General features: G+C 63.2%; 12 protein-coding genes. 9 read left to right on the plus strand and 3 right to left on the minus strand.

What is annotated here, in order from left to right:
• Nucleotides 1-238 precede the first annotated feature (238 nt).
• The 9 genes from ACZ9H3_RS00980 (at nt 239) to ACZ9H3_RS01020 (ending at nt 8,082) form a co-directional block, all read left to right on the plus strand.
• The gene (locus tag ACZ9H3_RS00980) at nt 239-1,072 is read left to right on the plus strand and encodes an urease accessory protein UreD (protein WP_476219046.1); all 834 of its coding nucleotides are present in this window, start codon (nt 239-241) and stop codon (nt 1,070-1,072) included.
• Between the two features lie 11 nt (nt 1,073-1,083).
• Nucleotides 1,084-1,386: an urease subunit gamma gene (locus ACZ9H3_RS00985; protein WP_102052562.1), complete on the plus strand. Its 303-nt coding sequence runs from the start codon at nt 1,084-1,086 to the stop codon at nt 1,384-1,386.
• A 21-nt stretch (nt 1,387-1,407) separates the two neighbouring features.
• A complete protein-coding gene (locus ACZ9H3_RS00990; RefSeq protein WP_065761780.1) occupies nt 1,408-1,725 on the plus strand; it encodes an urease subunit beta in 318 nt (105 codons plus the stop codon).
• The gene (gene ureC, locus ACZ9H3_RS00995; protein WP_476219049.1) at nt 1,722-3,425 is read left to right on the plus strand and encodes an urease subunit alpha; all 1,704 of its coding nucleotides are present in this window, start codon (nt 1,722-1,724) and stop codon (nt 3,423-3,425) included. Before ACZ9H3_RS00990 ends, ureC begins: the two co-directional genes overlap by 4 nt.
• Nucleotides 3,426-3,435: 10 nt before the next feature.
• On the plus strand, nt 3,436-3,933 hold the full coding sequence (gene ureE / locus ACZ9H3_RS01000; protein ID WP_476219051.1) for an urease accessory protein UreE: 498 nt from the start codon (nt 3,436-3,438) through the stop codon (nt 3,931-3,933).
• Nucleotides 3,934-3,953: 20 nt separating this feature from the next.
• On the plus strand, nt 3,954-4,499 hold the full coding sequence (locus ACZ9H3_RS01005; protein WP_476219053.1) for a HupE/UreJ family protein: 546 nt from the start codon (nt 3,954-3,956) through the stop codon (nt 4,497-4,499).
• Entirely contained in the window at nt 4,499-5,173 is a 675-nt protein-coding gene (locus tag ACZ9H3_RS01010; RefSeq protein ID WP_476219055.1) for an urease accessory protein UreF, read from the plus strand. Before ACZ9H3_RS01005 ends, ACZ9H3_RS01010 begins: the two co-directional genes overlap by 1 nt.
• A 10-nt stretch (nt 5,174-5,183) precedes the next feature.
• A complete protein-coding gene (ureG, locus tag ACZ9H3_RS01015; protein WP_065761775.1) occupies nt 5,184-5,810 on the plus strand; it encodes an urease accessory protein UreG in 627 nt (208 codons plus the stop codon).
• A gap of 217 nt (nt 5,811-6,027) precedes the next feature.
• Entirely contained in the window at nt 6,028-8,082 is a 2,055-nt protein-coding gene (locus tag ACZ9H3_RS01020; RefSeq protein ID WP_476222667.1) for a TonB-dependent siderophore receptor, read from the plus strand.
• Nucleotides 8,083-10,156: 2,074 nt separating this feature from the next.
• On the opposite strand, the gene eutC is transcribed toward ACZ9H3_RS01020, so the two are convergent.
• From eutC to eat, 3 genes are read right to left on the minus strand one after another with little or no spacing between them, the layout of a single operon-like run.
• Nucleotides 10,157-10,957: an ethanolamine ammonia-lyase subunit EutC gene (eutC, locus tag ACZ9H3_RS01025; RefSeq protein ID WP_476219057.1), complete on the minus strand. Its 801-nt coding sequence runs from the start codon at nt 10,955-10,957 to the stop codon at nt 10,157-10,159.
• A gap of 8 nt (nt 10,958-10,965) precedes the next feature.
• Complete coding sequence (locus tag ACZ9H3_RS01030) at nt 10,966-12,357, minus strand: ethanolamine ammonia-lyase subunit EutB (protein WP_102052554.1); 1,392 nt, start codon at nt 12,355-12,357, stop codon at nt 10,966-10,968.
• An 11-nt stretch (nt 12,358-12,368) separates the two neighbouring features.
• Nucleotides 12,369-13,727 (minus strand): ethanolamine permease, encoded by a 1,359-nt coding sequence (gene eat, locus ACZ9H3_RS01035; protein WP_476219059.1) that lies wholly within the window; start codon nt 13,725-13,727, stop codon nt 12,369-12,371.
• Nucleotides 13,728-13,793: the final 66 nt, after the last annotated feature.

The following is a 13,793-nucleotide window of genomic DNA, read 5'->3' on the forward strand; positions in this document are numbered from 1 at the left end:
TACCCACCTCAAGGGTAGTTCGCCGTGCAGCCTGTGTTTGGTGCATGACCTGCTGCGCCACAACCACGCACGTCGGGAATTGGCCCACAACCTGCATTGGCCCCTGCATCGATAGCTGATCGATTGGTCAAACACGTTGTGCGCTGTTGTCGTGCATGAGGTGAGGGTTGTTTAACTGTACCTGTGGCCTGCTCGCCCTTTGGGCACGCAGTGCCCAGTGTTCACCGGGGCGGGATGCATGTCTGTTGCTGAACCACTCGACGCCGCTTGCATCCCTGCAGGCTGGAGCGCCGAGCTCATGCTGCGTTTTGTTCGTTGTGACACGAAGACCTGTATTGGTGCGCGGCGTCACTTCGGACCTCTTTTGGTGCAACGTCCGTTCTACCCGGAGGGCGCGCCGTGCCACGTGTATGTGCTGCACCCGCCGGGCGGCGTGGTGGGGGGAGACCGCCTGGCGCTGGATATCCATCTGGAGCCAGGCAGCCATGCGCTGATGACCATGCCCGGAGCCACCAAGTTCTACCGCAGTGCCGGCCCGACTTCGATCCTCAAACAGCATTTTCACCTGGCAGAAGACAGCATCCTGGAGTGGCTACCTCTGGACAGCATCTGCTTTCCTGGCGCCCGTGTGTCGTTGCAGACCCGCTTTAGCCTGGCCCCAGGTGCCCGTCTGCTGGCGTGGGAAACCCTGTGCCTTGGGCGTCCGGTGATGGGCGAGACCTTTAGCCATGGTGCGCTGGACAGCTGCTTGCACATCGACATGCCTGATGACCCTGGCCTGCATGAACGCTTGCGCCTCGAGGGCGGGCGCCTGGGCAAACTCGGCGGCTACCCGCTGCTGGCGACGTTCTGCGCCGCTCCGGCTAACCCGCAGCTGCTGGAACAGGTTCGCGCCCTGATCGACGACCTTGCCGCTCCCGCCGGGGCAACCCTGCTGGGGCAACTGCTGGTGATCCGTCTGCTGGACCACGACAACCAACGCCTGCAATCCACTCTGCAACGGCTGTGGCACACCTTGCGACCGGCTGTTGTCGGCCTGCCGCCGTGCCCGCCACGCATCTGGGCTACCTGAGAAAACACACCATGGAACTGACGCCAAGAGAAAAAGACAAGTTGCTGCTGTTCACCGCGGCGTTGCTCGCCGAGCGGCGCCGCGACCGAGGGCTGAAACTCAACTACCCCGAGGCCGTAGCGCTGATCAGTGCCGCCGTAATGGAGGGGGCACGGGATGGCCGTACGGTCGCTGAGCTGATGAGCATGGGCCGTGAAGTCGTGGGTCGTGAGCAGGTGATGGAAGGGGTCGCAGAAATGATCCACGACGTGCAGGTGGAAGCGACCTTCCCCGATGGGACCAAGCTGGTCACCGTCCATGACCCGATCGTCTGACTGTCGCTGCTGGAGAACGCCATGATCCCCGGAGAAGTACTGGTCGCCGACGGCGACCTTGAACTCAATACAGGCCGCGAAGCGCTGCGTGTCAGCGTCGCGAACCACGGCGACCGGCCGATTCAGGTCGGGTCGCACTACCACTTTTATGAGGTCAACAACGCCTTGGTATTCGACCGTGAAGCCACCCGCGGTTTCCGCCTGGACATCGCCGCCGGTACAGCCGTGCGCTTTGAGCCCGGCCAGTCGCGTACCGTCAACCTGGTGGCATATGCCGGCAAGCGCGAGGTCTACGGTTTTCAGGGGCGGGTGATGGGCAAGCTGGAGACAGGCGCATGAGCCGAATTTCTCGTCAGGCCTACGCCGACATGTTTGGTCCCACCGTCGGCGACCGCGTGCGTCTGGCCGACACCGACCTGTGGGTGGAAGTCGAGAAGGACTTCACGATCTACGGTGAAGAGGTGAAATTTGGCGGTGGCAAGGTGATCCGCGACGGCATGGGCCAGGGCCAGATGCTCGCAGCAGACGCAATGGACCTGGTGTTGACCAATGCGCTGATCATCGACCACTGGGGCATCGTCAAGGCCGACATCGGCGTCAAGCACGGTCGCATCGCGCGCATCGGCAAGGCGGGCAACCCCGACGTGCAGCCGGGGGTAACCGTGCCGGTAGGGCCTGGCACTGAAGTCATCGCGGCCGAGGGCAAGATTGTCACGGCCGGTGGCATCGATTCGCACATTCACTTTATCTGCCCGCAGCAGGTCGAGGAGGCGCTGACCTCTGGCGTCACCACCTTCATTGGAGGCGGCACGGGGCCGGCCACGGGCACTAATGCCACCACCTGCACGCCGGGCCCTTGGTACCTGTCGCGCATGTTGCAGGCCGCTGATACGCTGCCAATCAATATCGGCCTGCTGGGCAAGGGCAACGCCTCGCGGCCCGAAGCCCTGCGCGAGCAGATCGAGGCCGGTGCCGTGGGCCTCAAGCTGCACGAAGACTGGGGCTCGACGCCCGCAGCCATCGATTGCTGCCTGAACGTGGCGGAAGAAACCGACGTGCAGGTGGCGATCCACAGTGACACCCTCAACGAATCCGGTTGCGTCGAGGACACCCTGGCGGCCATCGGTGATCGCACCATCCATACCTTTCATACCGAAGGGGCGGGCGGTGGACATGCACCGGACATCATCCGTGCCGCTGCCTTCGGCAACGTGCTGCCATCCTCGACCAACCCGACTTTGCCGTACACCGTCAACACGGTGGATGAGCACCTCGACATGCTGATGGTCTGCCACCACCTTGACCCGAGCATTCCCGAGGATGTGGCCTTCGCCGAATCGCGGATTCGCCGCGAGACCATCGCTGCCGAAGACATCCTGCACGACATGGGGGCCTTCTCCATGACGTCGTCCGACTCCCAGGCCATGGGTCGCGTCGGTGAAGTGGTGTTGCGTACCTGGCAGGTCGCCCACCAGATGAAACGGCGGCGCGGCCCACTGGCACCGGACACCGCCCGCAACGACAACTTCCGGGTCAAGCGCTACATCGCCAAGTACACCATCAACCCGGCACTCACCCATGGCATCGCCCATGAGGTGGGCTCGGTCGAGGCTGGCAAGCTTGCCGACCTGGTGCTCTGGTCGCCGGCGTTCTTTGGCGTCAAGCCGTCGCTGGTAATCAAGGGCGGGATGATTGCCATGGCGCCGATGGGCGACATCAACGGTTCGATCCCGACCCCGCAACCGGTTCACTACCGGCCGATGTTTGGCGCCCTGGGGGCTGCCCGACATGCCACGCGCATGACCTTTTTGTCCCAGGCGGCGGTAAGCCTTGGCGTGGATCAGGCGCTGGGCCTGCGCAGCCTGATTGGCGTGGTGAGCGGCTGTCGTCGTGTGCGCAAGGGCGACATGGTGCACAACGGCCTGCAGCCAACGATCGAGGTGGACTCACAGACCTACGAAGTACGCGCCGACGGCGAATTGCTGGTGTGTGAACCGGCCAGTGTGCTGCCCATGGCGCAGCGTTACTTCCTGTTTTGAAGGAGCAAGCATGATTGTCTTAACCCACCGGGTAACGGATGCGCCGCGAGTCAGCGGCACCGTCACCCTCGCTCTCGACACCCGCATCAAGAGCCGCGTGCGCATCACCCTGGACGATGGCCGAGAGGCTGGCCTGATGCTGGAACGTGGCCAACTGATTCGCGGTGGCGAGCTGCTGGCAAACGAGCAGGGCACAGAAGTGATTCGGGTGCAGTCGGCTGCCGAGCAGGTGTCAACGGTACGTAGCGACGACCCGTTGCTGTTGGCGCGTGCGGCCTATCACCTGGGCAACCGCCATGTGCCATTGCAGATCGAAGCCGGTTTGCTGCGCTACCAGCACGACCATGTGCTGGACGACATGGTGCGAGGTCTGGGCTTGCAGGTTGCCCAGGAGCAGGCGCCGTTCGAGCCAGAGGCGGGCGCTTACCAGAGCGCACCGCATAGCCATAGCCATAGCCATGCCCACGACCACCCCTTCGTGCGTGTGCCCGGCCACGCCCACCCCTGAATTCGACCTGGAGACACCCCATGAAAAAGACCCTGGCCCTTGTACTGTTGCTGATTGCGCTACCGGCCTTCGCCCATCCGGGGCATGACACCCACCCGCTGCAGGACGGCCTGCTGCATCCGCTGACCGGCCTTGACCACTTGCTGATGTTGCTGGGTACCGGTGTATTGGCCGCATTGACCGGCCGCACCCTTGCACTGCCGTTGCTGACCCTGAGCGCCATGTTGGGTGGCGCCGTACTGGGCCATCTGCTGGGTGGTGTGCCGGGTATGGAAAGCATGATCATTGGCTCGTTGCTGGTTGCGGCTGGTGCACTGCTGTTGCCGGGCCGTCAGCGCTTGCTGGCCCTGGCTATGCCACTGTTTGCCCTGTTCCACGGCTGGGCCCACGGGGTCGAGGCCAGCCCTGGTGCCTTCTGGGTATTCAGTGCCGGTTTCGTGGCCGTCAGCGCCATGCTGTTGTGGGTGGGCTTCGTCGGCGGTTGCCTGCTGCGTCGCCATAGCCGCCTGCAACACCTCTTCGGTGGAGGTTTGCTGGCGGGTGCAGCATTGGTGCTGGCCGGCTGATGAGTACCGATCTCAAGCTGCTGCGCCTGCTGCAGTTGGCCAGCCCCAACCTGCCGGTGGGTGGCTTCACCTACTCGCAAGGCCTGGAGTGGGCGGTGGAGGCGGGCTGGGTACGCGGTGCCGAAGGCTTTCGCGCCTGGCAGCGTGAGCAGCTCGAAGACACCCTCGGCCACCTCGACTGGCCACTGCTGGCGCGCCTGTATCAGGCCTGCTGTGACGATGACGCCTCGGCGTTCGCCCATTGGAGCCGGTTCCTGCTGGCCAACCGCGAAACCGCCGAGCTGCGCCTGGAAGAGCGCCAGCGTGGCATGGCTCTGGCCCGGTTGCTGGATGGCTGGCAACTGTGTCAGGCGCCGGCATGGCGCCCGAGCCTGGAACTGACCCAACTGGGCGGCATGGCCTGGCTGGCCGCGCACTGGGGCATCCCGTTACGTGACCTTGCCCTCGGCCACGGCTTCGCCTGGCTGGAAGGCGCGGTGATGGCGGGGGTCAAGCTGGTGCCCTTCGGTCAACAGGCTGCCCAGAGCCTGCTACGCGACCTGTGCGGCGAGCTGCCTGGCGTGCTGGACACAGCCCTGACACTCCCTGACGCGCAACTCGGGGGTGGCCTGCCGTTGCTGGCCATCGCCTCGGCTCGTCACGAAACCCAATACACCCGATTATTCCGCTCCTGAGGAAACTGCCATGCAAAGCTACAAGCAACCCCTGCGCGTTGGTGTCGGCGGTCCGGTCGGCTCCGGCAAGACCGCATTGCTCGAAGCCCTGTGCAAAGCGATGCGCGACCATTACGAGATTGCCGTGGTAACCAACGACATCTATACCAAGGAAGACCAGCGCATCCTTACCGAAGCGGGCGCCCTGGCGCCCGAGCGTATTGTTGGTGTGGAAACCGGTGGCTGTCCGCATACCGCCATCCGCGAAGATGCTTCGATGAACCTTGCCGCAGTGGAAGAGCTGGCGCGTAAGTTTGGCAACCTGGAAGTGATCTTCGTCGAGAGTGGTGGCGATAACCTCAGTGCCACTTTCAGCCCGGAACTGGCCGACCTTACGGTGTACGTGATCGACGTGGCCGAGGGCGAAAAAATCCCGCGCAAGGGTGGCCCGGGTATCACCAAATCGGACTTTCTGGTGATCAACAAGATCGACCTGGCGCCCTACGTGGGGGCTTCACTGGAAGTGATGGAGCGTGATACCCAGCGCATGCGCCCTGCGCGACCCTGGGCGTTCACCAACCTCAAGACCGGGCATGGGCTGCATACCGTGATCGACTTCATCGTCGAGAAAGGCATGCTGGATGCCGCTCGCGCCTGAGGGCGCGTACTGCCGAGCCTGGTTTCTACCCTGTTGTAGGGGCCGGGTTTGCTGTCGATGTACACATTGAATCATTTGCAATATTTACATGAGAATCATTACCAAATTAAAATCGATGCCATTCACACCCCTTTGAGCATCGCCTTTGAACGCCGTATCCAACCTGTTTTCTCGTTCACCTTCCGCTCCCTTCCTGCTCTGTGCGCTGACCAGCGCCATGCTGTCTGTTCCGGCTGCTGCCGAACCTGCACAGACCACACTGCCTGCGACGCAGATCGCCGCCGAGGCTTCCGACACAGCAGACGGTTACCGTGCCAGCAGTGCCAGTACGGCGAGCAAAAGTGACGTTCCACTCAAGGACGAGGCACAGTCGGTCAACGTGGTGACACCGCAGACCATTGCCGACTACAACGTTCGCTCGCTGGACGATGCCATGAAGTTCGTCAGTGGTGTCAGCCAGGGCAATACCCTGGGCAACACCAAGGACTCGCTGGTCAAGCGCGGGTTTGGCACCAACGACGACGGCTCCATCCTGCGTGACGGGGTACGCTCGGTGGTCTCGCACAACTTCAGCGCCACCACCGAACGTGTCGAAGTCCTCAAGGGGCCGGCCTCGCTGCTGTATGGCGCCATGGAGCCTGGCGGTGTGATCAATGTGATCAGCAAACAACCCCAATACGTGCGCAGCAGCACCCTCAGTGGCTCAGCCTTCAGCGAGGGCGGTGGCAGCTTTGGGGTGGACACCACAGGCCCGCTGGGTGATACCGGCCTGGCCTATCGCCTGGTTGCCGAGCGGCAGAGCGAGGACTACTGGCGTAACTACGGGGTCGACCAGCATACCCTCATTGCGCCATCGCTCAGCTGGACCGGTGAGCGCGCCAGCCTCACGCTGGCCTACGAATACAACGATTACACGAGCCCGTTTGACCGTGGCACCGTGTTTGTCGATGGGCATCCCGCCAGCGTCGACTATGACAAGCGGCTGGATGAGCGTTGGGCAAAAACCGAGGGGATCAGCGAAACTGCCACGGCGCGGTTTGAGTACCAACTGAGCGATGCCTGGAAGACCCGCCTGACCTATGGCTGGAATAACGACCGCTACAGCCTGGCGATTGCCCAACCCTCGGCACTGTCTGCCAGTGGTGTACTGCAGCGCCGGGCCAATGGTGGGCTCTACGATTACGAAACCCGCTATGCCAGCCTGGACTTCATTGGCCAACAGGTATTTCTGGGGCAACAGCACGACCTGCTGGTCGGTGCCGAGCAGGAAGACGCCGACAAGTTCCGCGGCAAGACCTACCGCAATGCCGTGGACAAAGACTTCAATATCTATTTGCCGGTTTACGGTGGCATGGATAAGCCAAGCCTCATCAGCCAGGCCGACAGCAACCTGAGCAATCAGCTGACCTCCACGTCGCTCTACCTGAAAGACAATTGGCACCTGAACGATCAGTGGATTCTGGTCTTGGGTGGCCGTTATCAGCATTACGACCAGTTCAGCGAACAGGGGCTGGGCAGCAAGCGGAAGTTGAACCGTGACAGCAATGGCGCCACCTTCCTGCCGATGCTGGGGGTGGTTTTCAAGGTCAACGACGACCTGTCGCTTTACGGTAACTACAGCCGTTCATTCGTGCCCAATGACGATGTGGACGACAATGGCAATACCTTTGATCCTGAAGAGGGGCGTAGTTACGAAGTCGGTGCCAAGTATGACCTCGCGCCTGGCCTCAACCTGAACCTGGCGCTGTTCGACATCGAGAAGAAAAACGTTGTGACCCCTTCGGCAGTAACCGGTATCAACGAGGCGGCGGGCAAGGTGGGTTCCCGTGGTCTGGAGCTGGATGTAACCGGGCGCATTGCCGAGCGCTGGGACATGATCGGTACCTATGCCTACACCCGAACCGAGATTCTTGACGACCCGAAGAATGAAGGTAATCGTCTGGGTCAGGCGCCTGAACACGTCGCCAGCCTCTACCTGAGCCACCACTTGCAGGTGCCTGCGGGGTGGGGTGACTGGCATGCGGGCGGCGGTGCTCGCTATGTCGGTGACCGCGCCGGAAACAACGAAAACACGTTCTACATGAGCAGCTACACCGTGGCGGATGCGTTCTTGCGCTGGGACGTACCGATGGCGGGGTACAAGACGCGCCTGCAACTGAACGTCGACAACCTCTTTGACAAACACTACTACCCATCGAGCACCGGCAGTGCGTTGCAGGTCAATGTGGGCGAACCCCGTACGGCCAGGCTCAGTGCCAGCGTCACCTTCTAGCGCAATCGCTGTGTGAGTTGGCTTGCCAACGATGCAGACGCCATCGCAGGCAAGCCAGCTCCAACAGAGCCCGCGCAACCTGTAGGAGTCGGGCTTGCCCGCGATACAAACGCCGCTAACTCGCGGATACCCCACCGACGCCATCGCAGGCAAGCCAGCTCCAACAGAGCCCGCGTAACCTGTAGGAGCCGGGCTTGCCCGCGATGCAGACGCCGCGAATTCGCGGACACCCCACCGACGCCATCGCAGGCAAGCCAGCTCCAACAAAGCCCGCGCCAGCTGTGGGCGCGTGGCTTGTGCCCGCGATGCAGACGCCGCGAATTCGCGGACACCCCACCGACGCCATCGCAGGCAAGCCTGCTTCAACAGCGCCCGCGCCAGCCTGTAGGAGCCGGGCTTGCCCGCGATACAGACGCCGCGAACTCACGGATACCCCACCGAGGCCATCGCAGGCAAGCCAGCTCCAACAGAGCCCGCGCCAGCTTTAGGAGCCGGGCTTGACCGCGATGCAAACGCCGCGAACTCACGGATACGCCACCGACGCTATCGCAGGCAAGCCAGCTCCAACAGAGCCCGCGCCAGCCTGTAGGAACCGGGCTTGCCCGCGATGCAGCCACCGCGAACTCACGGATACCCCACCGACGCCATCGCAGGCAAGCCAGCTCCAACAGAGCTCGCGCCAGCCTGTAGGAGCCGGGCTTGCCCGCGATGCAGACGCCGCGAACTCGCGGATACGCCACCGACGCCATCGCAGGCAAGCCAGCTCCAACAGAGCCCACGCCAGCCTGTAGGAGCCGGGCTTGACCGCGATGCAAACGCCGCGAACTCACGGATACCCCACCGAGGCCATCGCAGGCAAGCCAGCTCCAACAGCGCCCGCGCCAGCCTGTAGGAGCCGGGCTTGCCCGCGATACAAACGCCGCGAACTCACGGATACCCCACCGAGGCCATCGCAGGCAAGCCAGCTCCAACAGCGCCCGCGCCAGCCTGTAGGAGCCGGGCTTGCCCGCGATACAAACGCCGCGAACTCACGGATACCCCACCGAGGCCATCGCAGGCAAGCCAGCTCCAACAGAGCCCGCGCAGCCTGTAGGAGCCGGGCTTGCCCGCGATGCAGACGCCGCGAACTCACGGATACCCCACCGAGGCCATCGCAGGCAAGCCAGCTCCAACAGCGCCCGCGCAGCCTGTAGGAGCCGGGCTTGCCCGCGATGCAAACGCCGCGAACTCACGGATACCCCACCGACGCCATCGCAAGCCAGCCTGCTCCAACAGAGCACGCGCAACCTGTAGGAGCCGGGCTTGCCCGCGATGCAGGCGCCGCGAACTCGCGGATACGCCACCGACGCCATCGCAGGCAAGCCAGCTCCAACAGAGCTCGCGCCAGCCTGTAGGAGCCGGGCTTGCCCGCGATGCAGACGCCGCGAACTCGCGGATACGCCACCGACGCCATCGCAGGCAAGCCAGCTCCAACAGAGCCCACGCCAGCCTGTAGGAGCCGGGCTTGCCCGCGATGCAGACGCCGCGAATTCGCGGACACCCCACCGAGGCCATCGCAGGCAAGCCAGCTCCAACAGAGCCCGCGCCAGCTTTAGGAGCCGGGCTTGCCCGCGATGCAGACACCGCGAACGCACTGACACCCCACCGACGCCATCGCAGGCAAGCCAGCTCCAACAAAGCCCGCGCAGCCTGTAGGAGCCTGGCTTGCCCGCGATGCAGACGCCGCGAACTCACGGATACCCCACCGAGGCCATCGCAGGCAAGCCAGCTCCAACAGGCCCCGCGCAAGCTGTAGGAACCGGGCTTGCCCGCGATGCAGACGCCGCGAATTCGCGGACACCCCACCGAGGCCATCGCAGGCAAGCCAGCTCCAACAGAGCCCGCGCCAGCCTGTAGGAGCCAGGCTTGCCCGCGATGCAGACGCCGCGAACTCACGGACACCCCACCGACGCCATCGCAGGCAAGCCAGCTCCAACAGAGCCCGCGCCAGCCTGTAGGAACCGGGCTTGCCCGCGATGCAGGCGCCGCGTATTCAGTGGGCTAGGCACCACAGATCCAGCGCTCGGACGGTTACCTAAACAAGAAAATTCCCCGGTCGAACCTCACCAGTGCCTTCCAGCACCGGTATCTGCGCTTCATCCTTCAGGTTCACTCCCGACAACTGCCGCCGCCAGGCCTCGCGCATCAGGTAACCCAGTTTGTGGGTGGCCATGGCGTAACTCAGCCCCTCCAGCCGCACATTGGAGATGCAATTACGCGATGCGTCGTTCAAACCCACCCGTGGGGCATAGGTGAAATACAGCCCGAGGCTGTCCGGCGAGCTGAGCCCGGGCCGTTCACCAATCAGGATCACTACCATGCGTGCGCCGAGCCGTTCAGCCACTTCATCGGCAACGGCCACGCGGCCTTGTTCGACCAGGCAAATCGGCGCAACGCTCCAGCCTTCATCCTTGGCCAGTGCTCCGATGCGCTGGAGCATCGGTAGGGCATGGCGGTGTACCGCCAGCGCAGACAGCCCGTCAGCCACCACCAGGGCCAGGTCGACCCCTTCCGGTTGAGCCTTGGCGTAGTCGCGCAGTTGCACCACCGACGCTTCGTTCAAGCGCCGGCCCAGGTCGGGGCGTTGCAGGTAGGTGTGCCGGTCTGGCGCTGCGCTGTGCAGGGCCAGGCTCTGCCCGCAGCCTGCTGCCAGACCGGCCAGGTCAAAACGCAGGTGCACCGCGTCACGGGCCTGGGCATGGGCGTACTGGAAGTCGAGTTGTGCGGCCGTGGGCAAGCTGGTGCCTGCTCGGCCCAAGGCAATCCGTGCCGGGGTCAGGTTGCGCAGCTGTTGCCAGGGGTCGGGCTGGGCTGGGCTTTTGGCGTTATCGTCCATCGTTACCTCTACTTCAACTGTGCCAGGGCGTTGCGAAACAGCGGTGGTACGCCGCTGCCCAGGCGTACCTGGCCGTCGCGTTGCTGCAGGATGTCCATGCGGGCTAGCCATTCCTCAAACTCCGGTGCCGGTCGCAGGCCCAGAGCCTTGCGCGCATACAGGGCATCGTGGAATGAGGTGGTCTGGTAGTTGAGCATGACGTCATCGGAACCTGGAATGCCCATGATGAAGTTGATCCCCGCCACACCCAACAAGGTCAGCAGCATGTCCATGTCGTCCTGATCGGCTTCGGCATGGTTGGTGTAGCAGATGTCGCAGCCCATGGGGACGCCGAGCAGCTTGCCGCAGAAATGATCCTCCAGCCCGGCACGGATGATCTGCTTGCCGTTGTACAGGTATTCCGGGCCGATGAAACCGACCACGGTGTTCACCAGGAACGGGTTGAAATGCCGGGCCACGGCATACGCGCGAGCTTCGCAGGTCTGCTGGTCGACACCATGGTGAGCGTTGGCCGAAAGGGCGCTGCCCTGTCCGGTTTCAAAGTACATCAGGTTGTTACCCAGGGTGCCGCGTTTCAGGCTCAGGCCCGCCTCGTAGCCTTCCTGGAGAATGCCAAGGCTGATGCCGAAACTGCTGTTGGCCGCTTGGGTGCCGGCGATGGATTGAAACACCAGGTCCAGTGGCACGCCTCGTTCAATTGCGGCCACAGAGGAGGTGACATGGGTCAGCACGCAGGATTGCGTTGGAATGTCGTAATGCTGGATGACCCCATCGAGCATCTTCAGCAATTCGCTGATGGCACTGAGGCTGTCGGTGGCCGGGTTGATGCCGATCATGGCGTCGCCATTACCGTACAGCAGGCCGTCAAGCAGGCTGGCGGCGATGCCAGCAGGATCATCGGTCGGGTGGTTGGGTTGCAGCCGCGTGGACATTCGCCCACGCAGCCCCACGGTATTGCGAAAACGCGTCACCACGCGGATTTTCTGCGCGACCAGCACCAGGTCCTGAACGCGCATGATCTTTGAAACAGCGGCCGCCATCTCTGGAGTCAAGCCGGGCGCCAGTGCCTTGAGGCTGGCTTCGTCGGCCTCGTCACCCAGCAGCCAGTCACGAAAGCCACCAACCGTCAGGTGGCTGACCGGTGCGAAGGCCGCAGGGTCGTGGCTGTCGATGATCAGGCGTGTGACTTCATCCTCTTCATAGGGGATCAGGGCTTCGCTGAGAAAGCGCTTCAAGGGCACATCGGCCAAGGCCATTTGTGCCGCTGCACGTTCCGCGTCACTGGTGGCAGCGATCTCTGCAAGACAGTCGCCAGAGCGCGCCGGGCTGGCCTTGGCCATCAATTGCTTTAGGCTTTCAAAACGCCAGGTCGTGCCGGCGACTGTATGCACGAAGCTCATGGTGTGTCTCCTTACTCGCTGGCCAGTGCCACGGTGCCTGCGTTCTGGCTACGTACCGCGACGCAGAACAGCATGCCAATCGCCATCAGGCCAATGAAGATCCCGCAGATCAAGGTGTTGAACCAGACCATCGCCACCAGGCAGACCACCGCCAGCAACAGCGCAATGGCCGGTACCACCGGGTAACCCGGGGCACGGAAGGTGCGCTCGAGGTCGGGCTCGCTGCGACGCAGTTTGAACAGGCTGAGCATACTGACAATGTACATCACGATAGCGCCGAACACCGACATGGTGATCATGGCCGCAGTCAGGGTCATGCCCTGCAGGTTGATCAGGCCGTCGCTCAGGATGGCTGCGATACCGACCACGCCGCCGGCCAGAATCGCCCGGTGCGGGGTGTGGAAGCGCGACAGCTTGGCCAGCCCTTTGGGCAGGAAACCGGCGCGGGCAAGGGCGAAGAATTGCCGCGAGTAACCCAGAATGATGCCGTGAAAGCTTGCCACCAGGCCGAACAGGCCGATCCACACCAGCATGTGCATCCAGGTCGAATCGTTGCCCACGACCGACTTCATCGCCATCGGCAACGGGTCGTTGATGTTGGCCAGTGTGCGCCAGTCCCCCACACCACCGGCGAAGATCATGACGCTGATGGCCAGGCTTACCAGGGTCAGGATGCCGGCGATGTAGGCACGCGGAATGGTGCGTTTCGGGTCTTTCGCTTCCTCGGCGGCCATGGCGGCGCCTTCGATGGCCAGGAAGAACCAGATGGCGAAGGGGATCGCGGCGAAGATGCCACTCAGCGCGCCCAGGCTGAAGTTGTCGGCGCCAGCCCAGCCACCCAGGGCAAAGCTGCTGAAGCTGAACGCGGGTGCAACCACGCCCATGAACACCAGCAGTTCCAGCACCGCGAGGATGGTGACCACCAGCTCGAACGTAGCGGCAATGCTCACCCCGACAATGTTGAGGGTCATGAAGACAAAGTAGGCGCCCACCGCGGCTACCTTCGGATCAAGGTTGGGGTACTGCACATTCAGGTAGGCGCCAATCGCCATGGCGATCGCAGGCGGTGCAAAGACAAATTCGATCAGCGTCGCCATCCCGGCGATCATCCCCCCGGTCACACCAAAGGCGCGCAGGCTATAGGCAAAGGGGCCGCCGGCATGAGGGATGGCGGTGGTCAACTCGGTGAAGCTGAAGATGAAGCAGGTGTACATCACTGCGACCAGCAGGGTGGTCACCAGGAAGCCCAGCGTACCGGCGGTGCCCCAGCCATAACTCCAGCCGAAGTATTCGCCGGAGATCACCAGCCCGACCGCGATACCCCAGAGGTGCAGGGTGCCTAATGTTGGTTTTAGTTGTGATACGGCCATGGTATGTCCCCTTGAAGGTGTACCCGAAAAAATGCCTGGCTGGGAGCATAACCACAGGCCTGCGCT

This window comes from Pseudomonas sp. TE3910 (genome assembly GCF_056279025.1).